This window comes from Paraburkholderia sp. 32, assembly GCF_050435345.1.
Lineage (GTDB): Bacteria > Pseudomonadota > Gammaproteobacteria > Burkholderiales > Burkholderiaceae > Paraburkholderia > Paraburkholderia tuberum.
Map to the genome: position 1 here is coordinate 2,628,150 of NZ_JBNDKD010000001.1, position 19,786 is coordinate 2,647,935.

The window sequence follows — 19,786 nt, forward strand, 5'->3', positions numbered from 1 at the left end:
CAGGCCATCAACCGTGTTGCGCCGCCGGCTCGCGGCGCACTTTCATCGCATTGCGCAAACCGGCGAACAGGGGCGCGCGTACCTTGCCCGGCGCCCGGCCGAAGCTCTCGGTGATGCGGTCCAGAATGATCGCCAGCATCACGACCGACATCCCGCTTTCGAAGCCGAGTCCGATATCGAGCCGCTGGATGCTCGCGAGCACGTCGTTACCGAGGCCGCCCGCACCGACCATCGACGCGATGATCACCATCGACAGCGCCATCATGATGGTCTGGTTCACGCCGGTCATGATCGACGGCAGCGCGTTCGGAAACTGCACCTTGTACAGCAGTTGCCACGGCGTGCAGCCGAACGCCTGTCCCGCTTCGACGATTTCGCGATTCACGTGCTTGATGCCGAGCGCGGTCAGACGCACCGCGGGCGGCATCGCGAAGATCACCGTCGACAGGATGCCCGGCACGCGGCCGAGACCGAACAGCATCGCGGCCGGGATCAGGTAGACGAACGCGGGCATCGTCTGCATCAGATCGAGCACCGGGCGCACGATCATTTCGACGGCGCGGCTCTTCGCCATCCAGATGCCGAGCGGCACGCCGAGCACGAGACTGATCACCGTCGATGACAGCGTGAGGCCGAGCGTGATCACCATCTGATCCCAGAAGCCGGTGCCGTAGATCAGCAGCAGCGCCGCCAGCGTGAACAGCGCGAAGCGCCAGCCGACGCGCCACAAGCCGATGCCGACGAAAAACGCCATCAGCGCCCACATCGGCACGGCCTGCAAACCGTGCTCGACCGCCGCGGCGAAACTCTCGATGACCTTGCCGATCGTGTCGAAGGTCTGCGCGTCGTGATCGAGCAGGTAGTGAACGCCGTGATCGACCCACGCGCCAACTGGAATGACTTCAGACATGAGAACCTCGATGGCGCGTGAGAACGTTCAGCACGTTCGTCTTGTTGACCGAACCGCAGTAGGAACCGTCCGCTTCGACGACCGGCAGCGGCGCGCGGCTCGCCACCACGCGCGCGACCACGTCGTCGAGCGGCGCGCTGCGGCGGATGCATTCGATCTGGTTGAGCTGCGGCGACGCGCTGCCCGTCGCATCGCGGCACACGAAGCCGCGAATCCGGCGCTCGCTATCGAGCACGAACGCGTAGTCGGCGCTGCCGTCGAGCGTCGCGGCGACGCTCGACGCGTCGATCTGCGGCGCGTGCATCAGCGGCACGTCGTCGGTCTGCATCAGATCTCCGGCCGTCAGATAGCGGCTCGTGTCGATGCCTTCGAAGAACGCTCGCACGTAGTCGTCGGCCGGATTCTTGATGATTTCGCGCGGCGTGCCGATCTGCACGACACGGCCGCCTTCCATGATCGCGATGCGCGTGCCGATGCGCATCGCCTCCTCCAGATCGTGCGACACGAACAGGATCGTGCGCTGCTGCTCGCGTTGCAGATCGAGCAGCACGTTCTGCATCTCCTTGCGCTTGAGCGGATCGAGCGCGGAGAACGCCTCGTCCATGATCATCAGCGACGGGTTGACCGCGAGCGCGCGCGCGAGCCCGACGCGCTGCTGCATGCCGCCCGACAACTCGGCCGGCAGTTTCTGCGCGAACGGTGCAAGGCCGACCTGTTCGAGCACCGTCAGCGCCCGCGCCTCGCGCTCCTTACGGCCGACGCCCGCCACCTCAAGCCCGAACGCGGCGTTGGCCAGCACGCTGCGCTGCGGCATCAGCGCGAAGGACTGGAACACCATGCTCATGTCCTTGCGGCGCAACGCGGTCAGCTCGGCGCGCGGCACGCCCGCGACATCGCGGCCGTCGATCAGCACCTTGCCGGCGCTGGGCTCGACGAGCCGATTGATCAGGCGAATCAGCGTCGACTTGCCCGAGCCGGACAGGCCCATCAGCACGAAGATCTCGCCCTCGCGAACCTCGAACGACGCGTTGTGGACGCCGACGATCTGACCGGTGCGGGCAAACACCTCTTCTTTCGTGGCGCCGCCGGCCAGCATCGCGAGCGCCTGTTTCGGGTTGCTGCCGAACACCTTGCACAGCCCTTCGACCACGACCTTGGGGGAATTCATCGAGTGCTCTCCTCGCTTGCGGACGTCCGTCCGCGCTGTGCCTACATAGTTGCCAGAAAAAAGTGCGGCTAACCGACTAATTCCGACAACCACATGAGGAAATGCGACACCCGGCCATGCCGTGGACGCTCGGCGCGGCGAGCAAACCCTTGTGGGAGAAAGGATTGACGCGGGTTGGCCCGCGCGCGGAGCGTGTCGCGACATAGCAAGCGGCGCTCCCGGACGGCGGCGAGCGCGAGGCGCCTGAGAGGCGCCGGGTTCAGGAAATCGACACGCCCAGCAAGCGCCCGACGCCGAACGTGAACCCTGCCGCGATGAGCCCGATGACGATCTGGCGCAGCGCCGAAAACCCCGCGCTGCGTCCATTGAACAACGACGTGAACACGCCGATCGACGCGAGCGCCAGCATGCTCAGCACGACGCACTGCACGATTGCGCTGACGCCGCGCGTCCACAGGAACGGCATCACCGGGAAAATCGCGCCGAGCGAGAACAAGCAGAACGACACACCCGCCGCCGACCACGGATTGCCGCCCAGTTCCGCCGGATCGAGACCGAGCTCCTCGCGCGTGAGGGTGTCGAGCGCCTTGTCCTTGTCGCGCATCATCTGCGAGGCCACGCGTTTCGCCTCGCTCGCGTCGAGCCCTTTCGCGCGGTAGATCAGCGCGAGTTCGTGCTCCTCCGCTTCGGGCTGTTCTTCGATCTCCTCGGCTTCCTTGGCGATCTGCGTGCTCGCGAGTTCGCGCGCATTGGTGACCGACAGCCATTCGCCGAGCGCCATCGAACAGGCACCGGCGATCAGCCCGGCGAGGCCGGTCAACAGGATCGCCTTGTTGCCGGTGCCCGCGCCGGCGACGCCCATGATCAGGCAGAAGTTGGACACGAGGCCATCGTTCGCGCCGAGAACCGCCGCGCGCAGATCGTTGCCCGACGCGGCGCCCTTGTGCCACGACTCGGCCGCGGCAATGCGCGCGCCGGACGACAGGTTGGCATTGCCGGTGCTCGCGAGCGTCTGCACCACGGCCGCGTGATGATGTTCGTCGGCCGACATGTGGCCCGCGTCGCGTTGGCCTTGATATTTGTTGCGGTCCGCGTATTCGGCTGCGGCGAGCGTCGGCAGCACGAAGTCCGCGCCGCACACGCGCACGAGCCCCTTCATCAGACGCGTCTTGACCGCATGGCCACGGCCCTTGGGTTCGATGCCATTGGCTCTGAGCTTGTCGGCCCACACTTGCGCGTGGCTGTGTTCGGATTGCGCGAGATCCTGATAGACCTGCTTGCGGGTCTCATCTTTCTCGACCTGCGCGAGCGTCTCATAGAGGGCGGCGCTGTGCAGTTCGTCGGAGAGATTCGCCTTGTAGCGTTTCACTTCATGTTTCGTTGCCATGATCGCGCCTCGCAACTGCCCGGCGCCTCATCAACGATGAATGCCACGCCGGGCGTCCGCCTGTCCGTTACTGGCTGGCAGGCACACCAACGCCGGCCTTCTTCTGGGCTGCCTGCAGCTTGTCCGGATAGTTCGGATCGTTCTGCGCCGGCTGGTAGCCCGCGTCTTCGAGTTTCTTCAACTCGGCGTTCTTTTTCGCGCGAGCCTGTTTGCGCTCTGCCTTGCGCTCGGCCTTGGTCGGCTTTGGGGTGGTCGTCGTCGCGCCTTCCTGGGCTGCGGCATCCGTCGAGCCCTGCGCGAGCGCGAGCGGAATCGTACCGGCCATCAGTGCGACGGCCGAAACGCCCAGCATGATTCGTTTAATGGCGAAGCTTTTCATCACTGATATCCCCTGAAAAAATTGGCAATAACGTACGAATTGCGGCTGCGAATCGTGAACCACACGCCGGGTCGCGCAGCCTCCACGCGAACCCGTCAACGGGAGCTTACTGCCAAATAGCGGGATGCGGGTCGGGAGCGTGGACGACCCCCGGCGGCCTCGCTTTCAGAATTCTCCGGGTTTTGTTGAGATTGACTCGTGAACAATAGTGGCGCGGATCGATTTCATCATCTACTCGGACTGTCGCTTCGTATATGTCGGCCGGCTATTCGATGCCAAGACTGGAAAGCTGCTTGCACAGCGCACGTTCAGCACGCCTGTCCCCGATCTTTTCTGGTCAACGGGTCTGCGATACTCGCTGAATCCGTATTCGCTGCCCCGTTATCTCGGTCCGTCCGTCGAATTTTCCCGCGGAGATGGCGGTGAAGGAGATTCGAGTATTTCGTTACCTCCATCGTTCTGGGACAAACTAGCCGCCGCACGCCCGCGCTTATAGTCCGCTGCGTCGTATGCCGGTGCCTGTGTCTCACCGTGCTGGAATCAAGGCGCACGCACTTCCTTCCGCGATTCAGTTTTTTGGCATGTCCGCGCCGTCAGGAGTATCTTTTAACCGCGCCGGAAGCGCCAACACCACCACTCCTCTACAAGACAGACGCTTCCCAGAGTCCAGACCTGCTCGACAAAGCGCGGCGTTTCTAACATGCAGCGAAGCGACATCATCTTATCGAGGAGGTGAAACCGTGAAAACAGTCAATCTTTTGAAGGTGCTCGGTATTGCATTGTGCGTGGCAACCGCATCCAGCGCCTATGCCCAGGCGAGCGACGCGCAGGCGCCCGCCGCCACGGCAGCCGCGCCGGCCACGACCGCCCCGTCGACGCGTGCGGCGGATCGCAAGCTCGGCCGCGACGTGCGGCGCGCGCTCGGTAAAGCGCCGCGGCTTCAATGTATCGAACGTGTTCGTGCGGGCGCGCGGCGGCGCGGTGACGTTGACCGGCTCGGTGCCTCAGGGCGACATGATCCAGCAGGCCGGCGATGTTGCGAAAGGCGTGCCGGGCGTGGCCTCGGTGACCAACAGACTCACCCTGAACCTGCCATCCCGCGGGAGTGGCGGGAGCTGAGCACAAGCTGGACGAAACTCAGCGCCGCACCAACCCCACCACGTATCTGCACACCTCGGTGCCCGCATTGAAGAACTCGCATTCGACCGGCGCACCGAGTTGCAAACAATCCCCCGCTTCGAGCCGGTGCGTGAGCGCGCCCTCGCGAAACGTCAGCACCCCTTGCGTGACCCAGATCTGCTGATGCTGAAACACGAACGCATCCGACGGATAAGGCACCCTCACCCCAGTCGGCAATTCGATTTCGAGCAGTTCCAGCACGCCGCCGGTCGGCGGCGAAATACGCCGCCGCGTATAGCCGGTTTCGGGGTCCTCCCACAGCGGCTGGTCCGCATGACGCACGAGCCGCTCGCCGGTCTGCTCGGCGAGTGCGAGCAACGTGGACAGCGTCAGCCCGAACGCGCCCGACAGCCGCCCGAGCACCATCGCGGTCGGACTCGCCTCGCCACGCTCGACCTTGCTGATCATCGCCTTCGATACACCCGAGCGCTCGGCCAGCTCGGCGAGCGACCAGTTGCGCGCCTCGCGCTCGGTCTTCACGCGCGCGGAGATCGCCTGGGTCAGATCGATGGCGGAAGTTTCGGACATGGCGGGTTGTCGTTGCGCAAGTGGGGGGAATTATCCTCAAAGACCTTCCGACAACCGGCTTTGGAAGGCCTCTTGTTGCAACGGAAGGTTCTGATCCTGCGTCGAGACACGGGGGTAGCCGATCATCGTGGCGTGACAGTGCCCATTGACGAGTTCGTTGCCGCCGGCGGTCGAGATAGTTGCCTTCAGTTCCGTTAACTCCATCCGCTCGGTCATTGCTTCATTCCATCGTCCTTGCGGTCTTCATCTTCGGCATCCTGGCACGCAGCAGGCAGTTGTTTCAGTAGCTCTGGTAGCGCCGTTTGCACTGCAAGCATCGGTTGCGGCTTGCTGCATGTGGTCGAGGTAGTCCGGCAAGCGGTTCTCGTTCATACCGGCTGCGCCTGCGCAAGCACCTTGGCCCGGAACTTCTGCGACAGGTCGGCCGGGGTCAGCAGATCGACGTGGACGCCGAGTAGCGCTTCCAGTTCATCCTGCAACCCCCCCAGGTCGAACAGCGTCGCCCCTGGCAGCGCATCGACCAGCAGATCGAGGTCGCTGCCGTCCCGGTCGGTGCCGTGCAGCACCGAGCCGAACACGCGCGGGTTCGCTGCGCGGAAGCGACTCGTCGCTTCGCGCACTACGCTGCGCTTCATGTCGAGAACAACGGACGGTCGCATGGGCATCCTTTCTTATCGAAACTCATCGAGACGATAAGCGATTGAGTCGAGACTCGCAATGCCTTCACCTCCCGTGCCATGCCGGTTGCGTTGGCGGGCTTGCTGCCCCGGCACGGCCTACGCCAGGCTGATTACCTTTGACGCAGCAGCGCCAGGATCAGCGCAGACCAGTTCAGGCCGCTACGACCACCGCAACCGGCACAGCCAGCCAACCATGTCTTGCATAGTGATTTTTCGTCCACTATATTAAACACCACGCCATCGCCCGAACCCGCTCGTCAGCAGGAACACACCATGCCGAAGGAAATCGTTCTCAACGCGTTCGACATGAACTGCGTAGGCCACATCCAGCAAGGGCTGTGGACCCATCCGCGCGATCAGTCCACGCGCTACACGGATCTGCAGTACTGGACCGACTACGCGCGCAAGCTCGAAGCGGGCCTGTTCGACGGCATCTTTTTCGCGGACGTGGTCGGCGTGTACGACGTCTACGGCGGCAGCCCGGACGCGGCAATCGGCGGCGCCGTGCAGGTGCCGGTCAACGATCCGACGCTGCTGATTCCGGCGATGGCCGCGCTCACGCGGCATCTGTCGTTCGGCGTCACCTCGAATCTGTCGGTCGAGCAGCCGTTTCTGTTCGCGCGCCGCATGTCGACGCTCGATCATCTGACGCGCGGCCGGGTCGGCTGGAACATCGTGACCGGCTATCTGGACAGCGCATCGCGCGCGATCGGCCTGAGCGGCCAGATGGCACACGACGACCGCTACGATCTCGCTGACGAGTACATGGAGCTCGTGTACAAGCTGTGGGAATGCAGCTGGGAAGACGGCGCGGTGCTGCGCGACAAGGCGCGCGGCGTCTATGCGGACGCGTCGAAAGTCCACGTGATCCATCACCACGGCAAGCAGTACCGCGTCGATGCGATGCACCTCGCGGAGCCGTCGCCGCAGCGCACGCCGGTGCTGTATCAGGCCGGTTCGTCCGCGCGCGGCAAACAGTTCGCGGCGGCACACGCGGAGTGTGTGTTCGTCAACGGCCAGGCGAAGCCGGCGGTCAAGACGATCGTCGACGACATCCGCGCGCACGCGGTGGCCGGCGGCCGCCGCGCCGACGACATCAAGGTACTGCTCGGCCAGACCGTGATCACGGGCCGCACCGATCAGGAAGCGCGGGAGAAATTCGAGGAGTACCGCCGCTATGTGAGCTCGGAGGCGGCGCTGGTGCATGCGGCCGCGTCGCTTGGCATCGACTTCGCGCGCTACGACCTCGACGAGCCGATCGAAACGGGCAAGAGCCAGGCGATCGTGTCGAACGTCGAAGCGATGACGCGCGCGGCCGGTCCGCAATGGACGAAGCGCAAGCTGCTCGAACAGATGGTGCTCGGCAGCCGCCAGCAGCCGCTCGTCGGTTCGGCCGACAAAATCGCCGACGATCTGATCGCGTGGACCGAGCAAACCGGCGTCGATGGCTTCAATCTGTCGCGCACCGTCGTGCCCGAGTGCTTCGACGATTTCATCGAACTGGTCGTGCCGCTGCTGCAGGAGCGTGGCGCGTACAAGCGCGCGTATCGTGACGGCACGCTGCGCGAAAAGCTGTTCGGCCACGCGCGGCTGCCTGCGAGCCACACGGCGGCGCGCTTCCGTTCGCCGGCTTGCGCGGCGGCGCCGGACGACGAGCCTCGCGGCTAACTCGACCACCGTTGTTTTGGCGAACCCCGACTTCCAGCAGAGGTCCCCATGCTTGACAAGAGCACGTTCCGCGACGCGATGGCCGGGCTTGGCGCGGCCGTCAACATCATTACCAGCGACGGCGAAGCCGGCCTTGCGGGCTGCACCGCGTCGGCGGTCTGCGGCGTCACCGACGAGCCGCCCACCCTGCTCGTTTGCATCAACCGCAGCAGCCGCAACAACGCGGCGTTTCGCAGCAACGGCAAGCTCTGCGTGAACGTGCTGAGCGCCGAGCAGCAGGCGCTTGCCGCGCACTTCGCCACGAGCGCGCTCGCGATCGAAGAGCGCTTCGCCGCCGCGCAATGGGACGACCTCGCAACCGGCGCGCCGGTGTTGCAGGACGCGCTCGCGTCGCTCGACTGCGAGATCGAGTCGGTGACCGAAGTCGGCACGCACACGGTGTTCTTCTGCGCGGTGAAAGCCGCGCGCACGCAGGGCGCGGGCGATGCGCTGATCTACTACGGCCGCCGCTATCATCGCGTCGGCGAGCGCTCGGTTCACGCGACGCCCGCCGCTTCACCTGCCCTGCCCCAGCCTCGCCAACGGCCCGGCCGCGATCGTCCGGCCGAATAGCGCGGCCGCGGTGCGCTCCGGATCGAGCGCAATACTTTCGCTCGCTGCACCGACGATCAACGCGTCGAGCAAAGCAGTCAGCGTCGGCTCACGCGATTCGCCATGCCGATGCGACGCGAACCCCCGTCCGCCGCGATCGCAGGTCGCTCGCCCACGGAATCCTCGATCGCCCATCACGCCTGCGTGCCATCGTCATTGCACGCCGTTGTGCGATCGACGCGTCACGCCCGCACGACGCCCGTCATCGGTCTGCCCGCCATGGTCCGGCCAAACAGCGCTGCCGCCGTCCGTTCGGGATCGAGCCCGAGACTTTCACTCGCGGTGTCGGCGATCAACGCATCGAGCGAGGCGGTCGGCTTCAGGTCGCGCGACTGATACAGCTGATGCGGCGCGAGGCCCGGCCAATCGGCAATCACGCGTCCGCCCTGCACCGACCCGCCCACCACCATCGCGACCGAGCCGGTGCCGTGATCGGTGCCGCCCGTGCCGTTCGCGGCGGCGGTCCTGCCGAACTCCGTCGCGACCAGCACCGTGGTCTTGCTCCACGATGAACCCATGCCATCGCGCAACGCCGCGAGCATCGTGTCGAGTGCCTTCAGTTGATTCGCGAGCCGCGCGTTCTGCGCGCTGTGCGTGTCCCACCCGCCGGTCTCGATCATCGCGATGCGCGGACCGTCGTCGCGCGCCAGAAAACTGGCCGCGAGCTTGCCGAGGCTCGCCGGGTCCTGGCGCGCGCCAGCGTCGCCCGCAAGGCCGCGCGCCGCCATCGCCGATTCCCACAGCGCACGCAGCTGCGCGTCCTGCTCGTACAGTTGCGACACGCGCGCGAGCAGATCATCGGGCGCCTGCGGCAAGGCCGACGGTGCATACGACGTCACCGCCGCGGGCCCGCGCAGCGCCATCGGCACGGTCGGCGCGAACGCGATCGCGTTTTCGCGGGTGGCGGGCAGTTGCGCGGCGAGCCGGTTGAGCCAGCCGTCCTTCGTCTGATACGGCGACGTGCCGCCGGTTTCCAGCACGTTCTGTCCGTCGAAATGCGAGCGGTCGCGATACGGCGAGGCGACCGCGTGCACGAACAACGCCTCGCGCTGCGCGTACAGCTTCGCCATCTGCGCGAGCGCCGGATGCAGCGCGAACGTGCCGTCCAGATGCGGCGCGTTCGACGCATCGATCGCGAGCGGCCCGCGCAGCGTCGCATACGCGGGGTCCGCGTACGGCACGACGATGTTCAGCCCGTCGGCCGCGCCACGCTGGATCACGAACACGAAGCGGCGGTCGGTCGCGACATGCGCGAACGCAATCCGCGGCGACACGAGCAGTGCGCCGGCACCGGCGGCGGCGACGCTCAGAAACTGACGGCGTGACAGCATGGCGTTCATCTCCGTTGAAAATCGGGCGATACGAGCAGCAGCGCGATCGCCGTCGATGCGCTTTCCGCGCGCGACACCGCCGTGGCCGTCGGCTCGCTGAGCGAGCCAGCCAGCAAGGTCTGGCCGAGCGAGCGCGCATCGAGCCGGTCACCCACGCGCGCGGCGAAACGTTGCGCGACTTCGACGCGACGCACGAGCGCATCGGGCGCGGCCCAGCTCGCGGCGATATCGTCGTAGCCGGCGGGTGAACCGGGCCGCCACACCGGCTGGCCAAGCTGCGTGAGGATCGGCGCGCTCTGCAGATTGCCGGGCTCGTGCCAGCCGAGTCCGCGCATCGACGAGATGGTCCACTCCCACGGCGTCTTGAACTTCACCGCGGCCGGCGACCACGCTTGCGGCGTATCGATCAACGCGCGATAGACGGTCGGCAGATCGCCGTCGCTGCGCGCGAACGCATCGGCCAGACGTTCGCCGACGCCAGGTGGCGGATTGTCGGCGACGAAATGGCGCGCGAGCTTCGTGCCGATATGCTGCGCGGTGGCCGGTGCGTGCGCGAGGTCGTGCAGGATCGCGAGCGCCTGCTGTTCGCCGGCTTCGTCGTAGCGGCGTCCCATGATCGTGCACGAGCCGGGCTCGTGCAGCGCGGGACGAAACACGAAGCTGCCGGGTTCGCCGTTCTGTTCCAGCGCGCGCCGGTTCGCATTGGCGCCGCCGTTCCCCGGATTGCCGACGAGACTCCAGCCGGTCAGCGCACGCGCGAACTCGGTCACGTCGTCCTGGCTATAGCCGCTGCGCACGCCGAGCGTATGCAGCTCCATGATCTCGCGCGCGAGGTTCTCGTTGAGTCCACGTTTGTTGTCCGGATTGCGCTGCGCGGCGCGCAGCGCGGCCATGCTGTCGGGGACCGACCGAGCGGGTCTGGTCGAGGAATAGCTGCATGGCCGGATGACGCTCGACGGCCACCAGCATGTCCTCGAAACGGCCGAGCACGTGCGGGCGAATCGCCTCCGCTTCGAACGACCCGGCGAGCGCCGCGACGCCGGGCTTTTCGGTCGACACCGCGAAGTGATTCGCCCAGAAATGCACGAGGCGTTCGATGAACGGCGTCTGCGTGGTCAGCGCGCTTGCGACGCGCGCATTGACCGACGAGCGGTACATGTCGAGGATTTCGACGCGCAGTGCTTTTCTTTCGGCTTGCCTGGCGGCTTGCGCGTCGGTCTGGCTGGGTGCTGCGGTGTGGTTCGCATTCTGGCTCGGGTTGGTCTCCTCACCCGCTTTCTGTTTCGACTGCTGCTCCATCTGCATGCGCTGCTGCACGAGCTGCGTCGACAATGCGATCGAATCGGGTTGGTTCGCCCACGCGTCGGGCCGCGGCTGATATTGCTCGAACTGCGCGAGCAGCCAGCCCTTCGGATCGGCGGGCGGCGTGTCGTCGGCGCGCGCGCCGAGGCCGAAGCGGTTCAGTGCGATCGCCGCGGCATTCAGGTTCGGTGAGTTGGCCATACGATCCTCGTGGCAGGTAGGACACCTGCATGTCCGTTAAACGGACGACACGCTGAAATCCGTCGCCATCGCGCGCATTTTTTATTCGCTCGATGCGGCATTCGCCGCCGGTTTTTTCGCGTTCGGCGCCGGCTGCGCTTCGCGCCATTGCCCGCGCAACTTCAAACTCTCGGCGAATTCGACGCGCTCCTCGGGCGTCAGCGTCGCCGCGAAATCGGCGACGCTCGCTTCGACCATCGCGCGCAGGCTGACGTCGGCCGCGCGCGTGCGCGCGAGCGCGGCATCGAGTGCGGCGCGATCGAACTTCGGCGCGGCCAGCAGACGCAGCACCTCACGACGCCCTTCGCGAGCGTCGCGCGCATATTGGCGGCCTTCGCGCCGCGCGCTCTTCAGGCCGTCGATAAACGCCTGCCGCTGCTGCGCCGACAGCGGCTCGGCGGCGAACCGCAGCGCGCGCCGGTCCTGCGCCGCCGCCGGCGGATTCGCACCGTGCGCGGCGAACCATTGATACGCGCCGCCGGCGATCGCGCCGAGCAGAAACACGTTGAGCACCGCCGAGCCCAGCAGCGCAAATTTCCACGAGCGCCCGTTCATTCGCCGCTCCAATCGGCGGAGCTGCCGCCGAAGCTCGAAGTCAGATACGAGGATTCATGCACGACCGGCGCGTTCCCGGTCAGCACGAAGAACGACACCGCGAACGCCCCCGCCACGCCGCCGAGCAGCCCGACACCTGCCACCGCCGCGCCCGACCACCACAAACGCCAGCGCGCGGCTCGGCGTCGCGACGGCGCGCGGTCGATGATGCGACGCTGCAGTTCGAGGCTCGGCGGCTCGAGCTCGTCGGCGGCGAGCCACGCGTCGAGGCTGGCCGCGTCGCTCAACGCCGCATCGGCTTCGTCGCGATGCGCGCGCGCCCACGCCTGCGCGGCTTCGCGTTCGCGCTCCGGCCAGCGGCGCGCGTCGGCGCCGTACGCTGCAACGATCTGATGGAATCTTTCGGGCGTCATGACTTGTCCTTGCTAAGGCCGCTGCCGGCCAGTTGAGCGCGCAAACCGCGGCGCGCGCGGCTCAGCAGACTCTCCAGCGCATCGACGCTGACGCCCATCAAGGCGGCAGCGTCGAGGTTCGACATCTCCTGGTAGTAGGTCAGCACGAGTGCCTCGCGCTGTCGCGCCGGCAGCGCGGCGAGCGCCGCGCGCACGCGCGCGTGGTCGGCACGTGCTTCGAGCCGCGCGTCGGGCGGCGCGGCGGGATCGGCCGAATCGGGCAGTTCGTCGCTCGGGTCTTCGCGCTGGCCGCGCAGACGGTCATAGCAAAGATTGAGCGCGACCCGATGCATCCACGTATCGAACTTCGCTTCGCCTTCACGCCAGCGGGCCGCCTGTTTCCAGATTCGCACGAAGACCTCCTGCGCGACGTCCTCCGCTTCCATGCGATCGCCGAGCATGCGCGTGGCGAGCGCAAGTAGCCGCGGCAGCTTGCACGCGACCAGCGAGCGGACCGCGCCGGGCTCCGCGCGGCCCACCCGCGCGATCAGCTCGGCGTCCGGATCGGGTGGTGCGTCGCTCAAGGCGTGCGGCTCGGTCGCGACATCACGCGCGCGCTTTCGCGTGAGGACCGCATCACGGGATCAACGTCGTTCACTTGCCGCCGCTCCTTCAGCTGTCGTGTCGTTATGTTGTCGTGCCGCTACGCCGCTATCCGGCCAGGTATCACGTACGCGGTCAATATACGACGACCGCCGGCCGGTAATAGGCCGGGCGTGCCGGATAGACCACACAGCCGGCGAGCGAGGCCGCCAGCAGAATCATCACGAGTGTTTTCATCGCAAGACTCGTTCAAGCCCAATGTCCTTCGATCCAGCGCCAGTGCGGCCCACGTTGCGCCCAATGCCCGGGCACCCAGTGATAGCCGACGCGCACCGGCTGCCAGTGGCCCGGCACCCACGCATAGCGGCCGTGCTCCCAGCGCCAGCGGCCCTGATCCCACACATAGCCGTCCCGTGGCGCGGGCACGACTTCGACGCGCGGCGGCGGCGGTGCCATCGGCGCGATCATCACTTGTGCGGAGGCGGGCGCGGCCGTCAGCGTGGCCGCGCAGCACAGCGCGGCGCTCAGCGTGGAACCGAGCAGACGAGCGATGCGGTTGGTGTTCATGTCGATTTCTCCCTTCAAAGCTGGAACAAGTCGGCGCCCAGGACGGCCCCGTTTCTACTTGAACGCAGCAGCGGAAGAAATCCGTCGCGCTATTGGCAAAAAAGCACGAATACAGTCGGGTTCACGAAAGGCAATAGTCGGCGTATTGCCCGAAAACTTTCATTTTTTGATGGTCCAATGCCCGGGCTGCAATCAATGGCGTCGGCCGTTACGCTTCTAACAACAATTTCCAGCACCGTTCATACCTATCGATGGAAGGGCTGGACCGCGAATGTGGAGCCACCAAAAAATGTTTCGTAAAGCCCTTTTGCCCATTCCGTTTGCCGCCGCACTGTTCGTGCTGAGCGCATGCGGAAACAGCAGCGTCAGCTCTCCTTCGACTGCATCCGCGCCGGCCTCCGCACCGGCTGCTACCGTATCCGCCCAGGACGCGTTGGCCACGGCAACGCCGATCAAGCACCTCGTCGTGATCTTCGGTGAGAATCGTTCTTTCGATCACTACTTCGGCACCTATCCGAACGCGCAGAACCCGGTCGGTGAACCGGCGTTCACGGCGGCGAACACGCCGGCCCAGATCAACAATCTGAATCAGAATTCGCTTCTGGCGAGCAACCCGAACTTCCTGAACACGGCGAACAACGCGGCCTCCGCAGGCAGCGGTATCAATCCGTTCCGCCTCGACCGCAGCCAGGCCAATACCAACGGCCAGTCGCACGACTACATGAAGGAACAGCTCGCTTACGACAATGGCGCGGCGGACCTGTTCCCCAAGTACACGGGTAACAACAGCGCCGGCAGCGGTTCGACGTTCGGCACGCCGGGTCTCGTGATGGGTTATTTCGACGGCAACACGGTCACCGCGCTGTGGAATTACGCGCAGAACTTCGCGATGAGCGACAACATGTACACCGACACGTACGGTCCGTCGACACCGGGCGCGCTCGAGGTGGTTTCCGGCCAGACCAACGGCGCTATTCCTGCGAACGGTGCCGCTCAAGGCGACAACGTGATTGCCGACGGCGCGGGCAGCTTCACGATGAACGGCGATTCCGACCCGACCGGGGACGTGTGCAACACCTCGACGTCGAGCGGCCAGGCCACGCTGAGTTCGAATAACAAAAACATTGGTGACCTCCTCAACGCGAAAGGCATTACGTGGGGCGGCTTCATGGGCGGCTTCGACCTGAGCGCCACCAACTCGAACGGCACCACGGCGTGCAAGCGCAGTACCTACTCGTCGGTCCTCGGCGCAACGAAGACGGACTACGTACCTCACCACAACTGGTTCCAGTACTACGCTACGACGGCCAACCTGGCGCACACGCGCCCGACGTCGACCGCGCTGATTGGACAGACCGACCCGCTCGATTCGACGGCGACGCCGGTGCACCATCAATACGACGTCAACGACTTCTTCACGGCCGTCTCGGCGGGCAACTTCCCGTCGGTCAGCTACCTGAAGGCACCGGCCGTCGGCGATGCGCACCCGGGCAACTCGGATCCGATCGACGAGCAGGCGTTCGTCACGAAGGTCGTCAACTTCCTGCAACAACAGCCGGACTGGAAGAACACCGCCGTCATCATCACGTACGACGATTCGGATGGCTGGTACGACCACGCTTATGCGACGCCGACGACTTCGTCGTTTGACGCCACCGCCGACCAGCTGAACGGCGCCGGCACCTGCAACGCAACGGGCGCGAAGCAAGGCGTCGGCGTGACAGGCGCGGCTGTCAACGGCCGTTGCGGCCCGGGAACGCGTATTCCGCTTCTGGTGATCTCGCCGTACGCACGTAGCAACTACGTCGACCACACGGCGATCACTCAGGCTTCGGTTGTCAGGTTCATCGAAGACAACTGGCTCGGCGGCACCCGCATCGGCAACGGATCGCACGATGCGGCGACGGGGAGCATCGCGTCGCTGTTCGACTTCACCAACGGTGGCAAAACGCCGGCGTTGTACCTCGACACGAACCTTGGCACCAAGCTGTCGGCTCCTCCTGCAACGAACTAAGGAGCCACCGTTTATCCGTCCGTTCTGCCGCACAGGGAAGTACGCGGTGTGACGTTCAGGGAACGGAGCTGTTGATGCCCGTCAATCAGTGATGACGTCGAGCCAGCCGGTACGGTGGCTCGACGTGCTTGTTTGCAGTTCAGCTTGCCTACCGCTATCGCCATGAATCGTCGTTCGAACGCTACCTTGTCTTCGCAACTACCCACCGCAAGCGCCCCGTCCCCTCGCGCCGCGAGCAGCATGTGGCGTCGCCTGATCCTCCGGATAATTCTGGGCATCGTGCTGCTGGGCGCCGCTCTGGTTGGCTACGCGCTGATCTATCCCGAGCGTATGCCCGCGGCGATCGGCGATACGGTCGAGAATCTGACGGGCCTCAACGCCCATCCGGTCAAGCTCCTGCGTCCCCCCGTCGCGCCCCTTAGCGCGGTCGCGGTACTCGGCAGGGACCTGTTCAATGATCCGTCGCTTTCGGCGTCGGGCAAACAGTCGTGCGCGTCGTGCCACAGCGCCGCGCACGCTTTCTCGCCTCCCAACGACCTGACGGTACAACCGGGCGGCCTTCACATGACGGAAGCGGGCTATCGGCCTGTGCCATCGCTCGCGTACCTGTATCGCCAGGCGCCGTTCAGCATCGGTCCCGATCAGGGCGATACCGACGCCGCACCGGTCAGCCTCGATACGCAGGCCTCGGCCGCGCTAGGCGTGCAGCGCGCCCAGAAAACCGCGGGCGTTGCGCCTGCCGCGCCGGCTATGGTGCCGCAAGGGGGACTCTTCTGGGACGGCCGGGCAAGCACGCTGCAGGACCAGGCGCTTGGGCCGCTGACCAACCCGGTCGAGATGGCGAACCCCGACCTGGCTTCGGTTGCCGACAAGCTAAGGCACTCGAAGCACATCGATACACTCAGACAACTTTTCGGTCCGCACGTCGTCAACGATCCCGATCTGCTCGTGTCGGAAGCCATGTTCGCGATCGGTCGGTATGAATTCGAAGACCCGGCGTTCCATCCATTCTCGAGCAAATACGACGCCTGGCTCGAAGGACGTGCACGCCTCACGCGAGCCGAACTACGTGGCTTGCGTCTGTTCAACGACAAGGACAAGGCCAATTGCGCGGGTTGCCACCTGAGCCAGCCGACGTCGGACGGACTTCCACCTCTTTTTACCGACACGCAGTATGAAGCGCTCGGCGTGCCGCGCAATCGCGAACTTGCGCCGAACAGGAATCCGAAGTTCTACGACATGGGCATTTGTGGGCCCTTCCGGACCGACATGGCCAGGCAGACGCAGTATTGCGGCATGTTCCTGACGCCGACGCTGCGCAATGCCGCCGAACGCAAGACGTTCTTCCACAATGGCGTGTATCACGACCTCAAGCAGGTGCTGGACTTCTACGACCTGCGCAATACGTCGCCGGACAGAATCTATCCGCGCGATGCGTCGGGCAAGGTGCAGAAGTACGACGATCTGCCGCCGCAATACCATGCGAACGTGGATGTCGCCGATGCGCCGTTCGACCGCAAGTTCGGCGACCAGCCCGCAATGACCGATCAAGACATCCAGGACATCATCGCGTTCATGAAGACGCTGAGCGACGGGTACAAGGACTGAGCAGCCGCGCTGGACGCCGCCGCTGCAGCTTCCAGGCTGCGGCACGCGGCCCGGTGCGGTATCCTTGCCGGTCCGCGACCTTATCCCTACCCTCCCCGATGGCCGATTTTCCTTTCGACGCCGTGCTCTTCGACTGCGACGGCGTGCTCGTCGATTCCGAACCCATCACGAACCGCGTGCTCACCGAGATGCTCGGCGAGCTCGGCTGGCATTTGAGCGTCGAAGAGACGATGCGCATTTTCGTCGGCAAGATGGTCAGGGACGAAGCCGCGTTGATCGAGGCGCGCACCGGCTTCGCGATCACGGCCGGGTGGCTGGCGCAGTTCCGCGCGCGTCGCAACGTGGCGCTCGACAATGAGTTGCGCGCGATCGACGGCGCGCCTTTCGCGGTTCGCGCGCTGCAGCAGAGGTTGAATGGACGCATCGCGGTGGCGTCGGGCGCGGATCGCATCAAGATCGAATTGCAGCTCGTGAAGGCCGGCATCCTCGACTGCTTCGACGGACGCATCTTCAGCGGCCACGAAACGCCGCGCAGCAAGCCGTTTCCCGACGTCTACCTCGCCGCGGCCGCGGCACTCGGCGTCGAGCCGACACGCTGTGCGGTCATCGAGGATACGGTGACGGGCGCGACCGCGGGCGTCGCGGCCGGCGCGACGGTATTCGGCTATTGCCCGACGCACCTCGGCCATAGCAGCGCGACCGCGTTGCATGGCGCGGGCGCGGTGCACGTGTTCAGGGAGATGGCCGAGCTACCGGCGTTGCTCGCGGGATGGGGCACGCGCTGATCGACCGACGTGTTGGCGGTTGAACGACACCGGCTTGCCGCAAGTTGGCCAACGCCGATCAGTTTTCGACTGCGCAGATCCGGTCGATCAGCGCTCGACCCAGCACAGACGTTGAATCCCGCCGCATGGCATGGTGCGTGCAACTGGAACGACCGGGCGCAAAGCATTTGCGCGCTCGATACCCATCCAACGTTGCCGGAGATTCATCATGTCGAACTTGACCCTTGCCGACCTGTCGCGCTGCGACGACCTCGACCACGCAGCTGCACAGTCCGTGCGCGGCGGCCACTCGTGTTTCCCGCACGAATACCCGCCTTCGTGTTACGGCGAAAAACCGCCGGTTCGCGGCCCGTCGTACTACAACCCGCCCTCCTACAACCCCTGCCAGCCCGTGCATTACGGCTGCGGGCCGGTCTACACCCCGGTCTGCCATCCGGAGCCGGTCAAGATCGTGCCGCTGTAAGCACGAGGCCCAGCGCCGCTGCGTACGACGGCGCAATCACGCATGGGTTGCGGCCCGGGTTGGTACGATCGGGCCGCATCGCGCGCTTCGTGCTCTTATTTGAAGGCCGGATCGATTGGCACGCGATAGCCGACCGCTAGCCGGTTCGTTTCGTTAGCCATCCCGACGATGGCCTGCAGCTCGCCGAACATCTCGTCGGTCATGCCGGCGCGGCGTGCCGCCGCCGTGTGGCTCGCGACGCAATAGCCGCAGTTGTTCGTCACGCTGACCGCGACGTATAACAGCTCCTTGACGAGCGGGTCGAGCGCGCCGGGCGCCATCACTTCCTTCAGGCTGTCCCACGTGCGCGTGAGGGTCGGCGGATGCTGCGCGATGTACTTCCAGAAGTTGTTCACGTCGTCGACCTGGCGGGTCGCTTTGATGTCGTCGTAGACGGCTTTGACTTCGGGTGATGCGTCCGTGTATTCGATTGCTTTGGGCTGGTTCATGCGGGCTCCTTGGCGTGTCGGTTGGGGGTGTGCGTCGGGGTATTGTGCACTTGCAGTGGCGGATGCGTGAGGCGAATGTGTACCCCACCGCGCCTCTCAATCCTTCCTGACCCACTCCATCCGCACCGACTCGAGTTCTCGCGGCAAACGCGCTGAGACAGGCGCCCGGCGCGGCAATTCGACGAAGCCGAGACGCCGGTAGAGCGCGTATGCGCGCTTGTTGCTGATCAGCACATCGAGCACGAGTTGCTGCCGATCGCGTTCGCCACGCCCCGCACGAGCCTGCAAATTCATCAGCTCACCCGCGCGCATCGCATCCGCAAACAGCGTGCTGAAAACACCCGTGCCGCGCAGGCGCTCATGTGTCGCGCAATGCGCGATCAACCTCTGCGACGACTTCGGCGCCGGCAATTCGCTCTCGAGCACGAGGCCGCGCAACAACATGCGAACCGTGCGGCGCAAGCCAAAGAACAGCAGTAGCATCAGCGCGACGTGCGGATCGTCGAACCATGCGTGGCGTCCGTCGTGCAGCGCGAGCACCGCGACCGGCTGATCGTCCCCGGTCACGGCCACACGGTGGCGTCGATACGAAAAGCGCCCGAGCTTCGAGGCAAACGCAAACGCCAGAAATTCGATGCAAGCTTCGGCCGGCTCACCGAGAAAGAAACCGAATTCACGCACGCCAGATGCGAAGATCAGCGGCGCGCATGCTTCGGCATCGTCGGCGCGCGCGGCGCGAAAGCGCAGGAGGAGCGGTTCGTCGTCGCGAGCAGGCGCGTGCGCACGTGCGGGTTCTACGGCATACATAGCAGACTGCCCTTTCGTGGATTCGTTGATTCTTTGTGTTTAGCGCGGCAGGCGCGCGAGCGCGCACTGGTCTTTATAATT

General features: G+C 65.4%; 19 protein-coding genes and 3 pseudogenes. 7 read left to right on the forward strand and 15 right to left on the reverse strand.

Features of this window, described 5'->3' with window-relative positions; all coding sequences use genetic code 11:
- Window positions 1-7: 7 nt before the first annotated feature.
- The 4 genes from choW to OKW26_RS12255 form a co-directional block, all read right to left on the reverse strand.
- A complete protein-coding gene (gene choW, locus OKW26_RS12240) occupies window positions 8-910 on the reverse strand; it encodes a choline ABC transporter permease subunit (protein ID WP_184046843.1) in 903 nt (300 codons plus the stop codon).
- Window positions 903-2,078, reverse strand: coding sequence for a quaternary amine ABC transporter ATP-binding protein (locus OKW26_RS12245; RefSeq protein ID WP_429353771.1), 1,176 nt, complete (start codon window positions 2,076-2,078; stop codon window positions 903-905). Before OKW26_RS12245 ends, choW begins: the two co-directional genes overlap by 8 nt.
- Before the next feature lie 259 nt (window positions 2,079-2,337).
- Window positions 2,338-3,465 carry a VIT1/CCC1 transporter family protein gene (locus OKW26_RS12250; protein ID WP_184060241.1) on the reverse strand — a complete coding sequence of 376 codons (1,128 nt, stop codon included), beginning with the start codon at window positions 3,463-3,465 and terminating at the stop codon, window positions 2,338-2,340.
- A gap of 67 nt (window positions 3,466-3,532) precedes the next feature.
- Window positions 3,533-3,844, reverse strand: coding sequence for a hypothetical protein (locus OKW26_RS12255; protein ID WP_429354225.1), 312 nt, complete (start codon window positions 3,842-3,844; stop codon window positions 3,533-3,535).
- A 740-nt stretch (window positions 3,845-4,584) separates the two neighbouring features.
- On the opposite strand from OKW26_RS12255, the pseudogene OKW26_RS12260 reads away from it, so the two are divergent.
- Window positions 4,585-4,963, forward strand: a pseudogene (locus OKW26_RS12260) (BON domain-containing protein).
- Window positions 4,964-4,981: 18 nt separating this feature from the next.
- Here OKW26_RS12260 and OKW26_RS12265 read toward each other — a convergent pair.
- The 3 genes from OKW26_RS12265 to OKW26_RS12275 form a co-directional block, all read right to left on the reverse strand.
- On the reverse strand, window positions 4,982-5,551 hold the full coding sequence (locus OKW26_RS12265) for a helix-turn-helix domain-containing protein (RefSeq protein ID WP_429353772.1): 570 nt from the start codon (window positions 5,549-5,551) through the stop codon (window positions 4,982-4,984).
- Between the two features lie 36 nt (window positions 5,552-5,587).
- The gene (locus OKW26_RS12270) at window positions 5,588-5,767 is read right to left on the reverse strand and encodes a hypothetical protein (RefSeq protein ID WP_429353773.1); all 180 of its coding nucleotides are present in this window, start codon (window positions 5,765-5,767) and stop codon (window positions 5,588-5,590) included.
- Window positions 5,768-5,919: 152 nt separating this feature from the next.
- Window positions 5,920-6,210: a nucleotidyltransferase family protein gene (locus tag OKW26_RS12275; RefSeq protein WP_429353774.1), complete on the reverse strand. Its 291-nt coding sequence runs from the start codon at window positions 6,208-6,210 to the stop codon at window positions 5,920-5,922.
- Window positions 6,211-6,504: 294 nt separating this feature from the next.
- On the opposite strand from OKW26_RS12275, the gene OKW26_RS12280 reads away from it, so the two are divergent.
- On the forward strand, window positions 6,505-7,899 hold the full coding sequence (locus OKW26_RS12280; protein WP_429353775.1) for an LLM class flavin-dependent oxidoreductase: 1,395 nt from the start codon (window positions 6,505-6,507) through the stop codon (window positions 7,897-7,899).
- 48 nt (window positions 7,900-7,947) lie between these two features.
- Entirely contained in the window at window positions 7,948-8,511 is a 564-nt protein-coding gene (locus OKW26_RS12285) for a flavin reductase (protein ID WP_429353776.1), read from the forward strand.
- 221 nt (window positions 8,512-8,732) lie between these two features.
- Here the strand turns inward: OKW26_RS12285 and OKW26_RS12290 are convergent, their stop codons facing one another.
- The 6 genes and pseudogenes from OKW26_RS12290 to OKW26_RS12315 form a co-directional block, all read right to left on the reverse strand.
- Complete coding sequence (locus OKW26_RS12290) at window positions 8,733-9,881, reverse strand: DUF1501 domain-containing protein (RefSeq protein WP_429353777.1); 1,149 nt, start codon at window positions 9,879-9,881, stop codon at window positions 8,733-8,735.
- Between the two features lie 5 nt (window positions 9,882-9,886).
- Window positions 9,887-11,384: pseudogene (locus OKW26_RS12295) on the reverse strand (DUF1800 domain-containing protein).
- A gap of 81 nt (window positions 11,385-11,465) precedes the next feature.
- A complete protein-coding gene (locus tag OKW26_RS12300; protein WP_429353778.1) occupies window positions 11,466-11,978 on the reverse strand; it encodes a periplasmic heavy metal sensor in 513 nt (170 codons plus the stop codon).
- Window positions 11,975-12,391, reverse strand: a complete 417-nt coding sequence (locus tag OKW26_RS12305; protein WP_429353779.1) for a hypothetical protein — start codon at window positions 12,389-12,391, stop codon at window positions 11,975-11,977. The genes OKW26_RS12300 and OKW26_RS12305 overlap by 4 nt, the downstream gene beginning before the upstream one ends.
- Window positions 12,388-12,978 (reverse strand): annotated as a pseudogene (locus OKW26_RS12310) (RNA polymerase sigma factor); the annotation flags it as partial. The gene OKW26_RS12305 and the pseudogene OKW26_RS12310, both read right to left, overlap by 4 nt.
- 244 nt (window positions 12,979-13,222) lie before the next feature.
- Window positions 13,223-13,540, reverse strand: coding sequence for a YXWGXW repeat-containing protein (locus tag OKW26_RS12315; RefSeq protein ID WP_184060263.1), 318 nt, complete (start codon window positions 13,538-13,540; stop codon window positions 13,223-13,225).
- 289 nt (window positions 13,541-13,829) lie between these two features.
- Here OKW26_RS12315 and OKW26_RS12320 point away from each other — a divergent pair, with 289 nt between their 5' ends.
- The 4 genes from OKW26_RS12320 to OKW26_RS12335 all read left to right on the forward strand — a co-directional run bounded on the left by OKW26_RS12320 (window position 13,830) and on the right by OKW26_RS12335 (window position 18,410).
- Window positions 13,830-15,554: a phospholipase C gene (locus OKW26_RS12320; protein WP_429353780.1), complete on the forward strand. Its 1,725-nt coding sequence runs from the start codon at window positions 13,830-13,832 to the stop codon at window positions 15,552-15,554.
- A 162-nt stretch (window positions 15,555-15,716) separates the two neighbouring features.
- Window positions 15,717-17,162, forward strand: coding sequence for a cytochrome-c peroxidase (locus OKW26_RS12325; RefSeq protein WP_429353781.1), 1,446 nt, complete (start codon window positions 15,717-15,719; stop codon window positions 17,160-17,162).
- A 98-nt stretch (window positions 17,163-17,260) separates the two neighbouring features.
- The gene (locus OKW26_RS12330; RefSeq protein WP_184060269.1) at window positions 17,261-17,947 is read left to right on the forward strand and encodes an HAD family hydrolase; all 687 of its coding nucleotides are present in this window, start codon (window positions 17,261-17,263) and stop codon (window positions 17,945-17,947) included.
- Window positions 17,948-18,155: 208 nt separating this feature from the next.
- The gene (locus tag OKW26_RS12335) at window positions 18,156-18,410 is read left to right on the forward strand and encodes a hypothetical protein (RefSeq protein ID WP_090805865.1); all 255 of its coding nucleotides are present in this window, start codon (window positions 18,156-18,158) and stop codon (window positions 18,408-18,410) included.
- 95 nt (window positions 18,411-18,505) lie between these two features.
- Here OKW26_RS12335 and OKW26_RS12340 read toward each other — a convergent pair whose 3' ends face one another.
- Together OKW26_RS12340 and OKW26_RS12345 are read right to left on the reverse strand one after the other, a co-directional pair.
- Window positions 18,506-18,898, reverse strand: coding sequence for a carboxymuconolactone decarboxylase family protein (locus tag OKW26_RS12340; RefSeq protein ID WP_429353782.1), 393 nt, complete (start codon window positions 18,896-18,898; stop codon window positions 18,506-18,508).
- Between the two features lie 96 nt (window positions 18,899-18,994).
- On the reverse strand, window positions 18,995-19,705 hold the full coding sequence (locus tag OKW26_RS12345; RefSeq protein WP_429353783.1) for a GNAT family N-acetyltransferase: 711 nt from the start codon (window positions 19,703-19,705) through the stop codon (window positions 18,995-18,997).
- Between the last annotated feature and the right edge of the window lie 81 nt (window positions 19,706-19,786).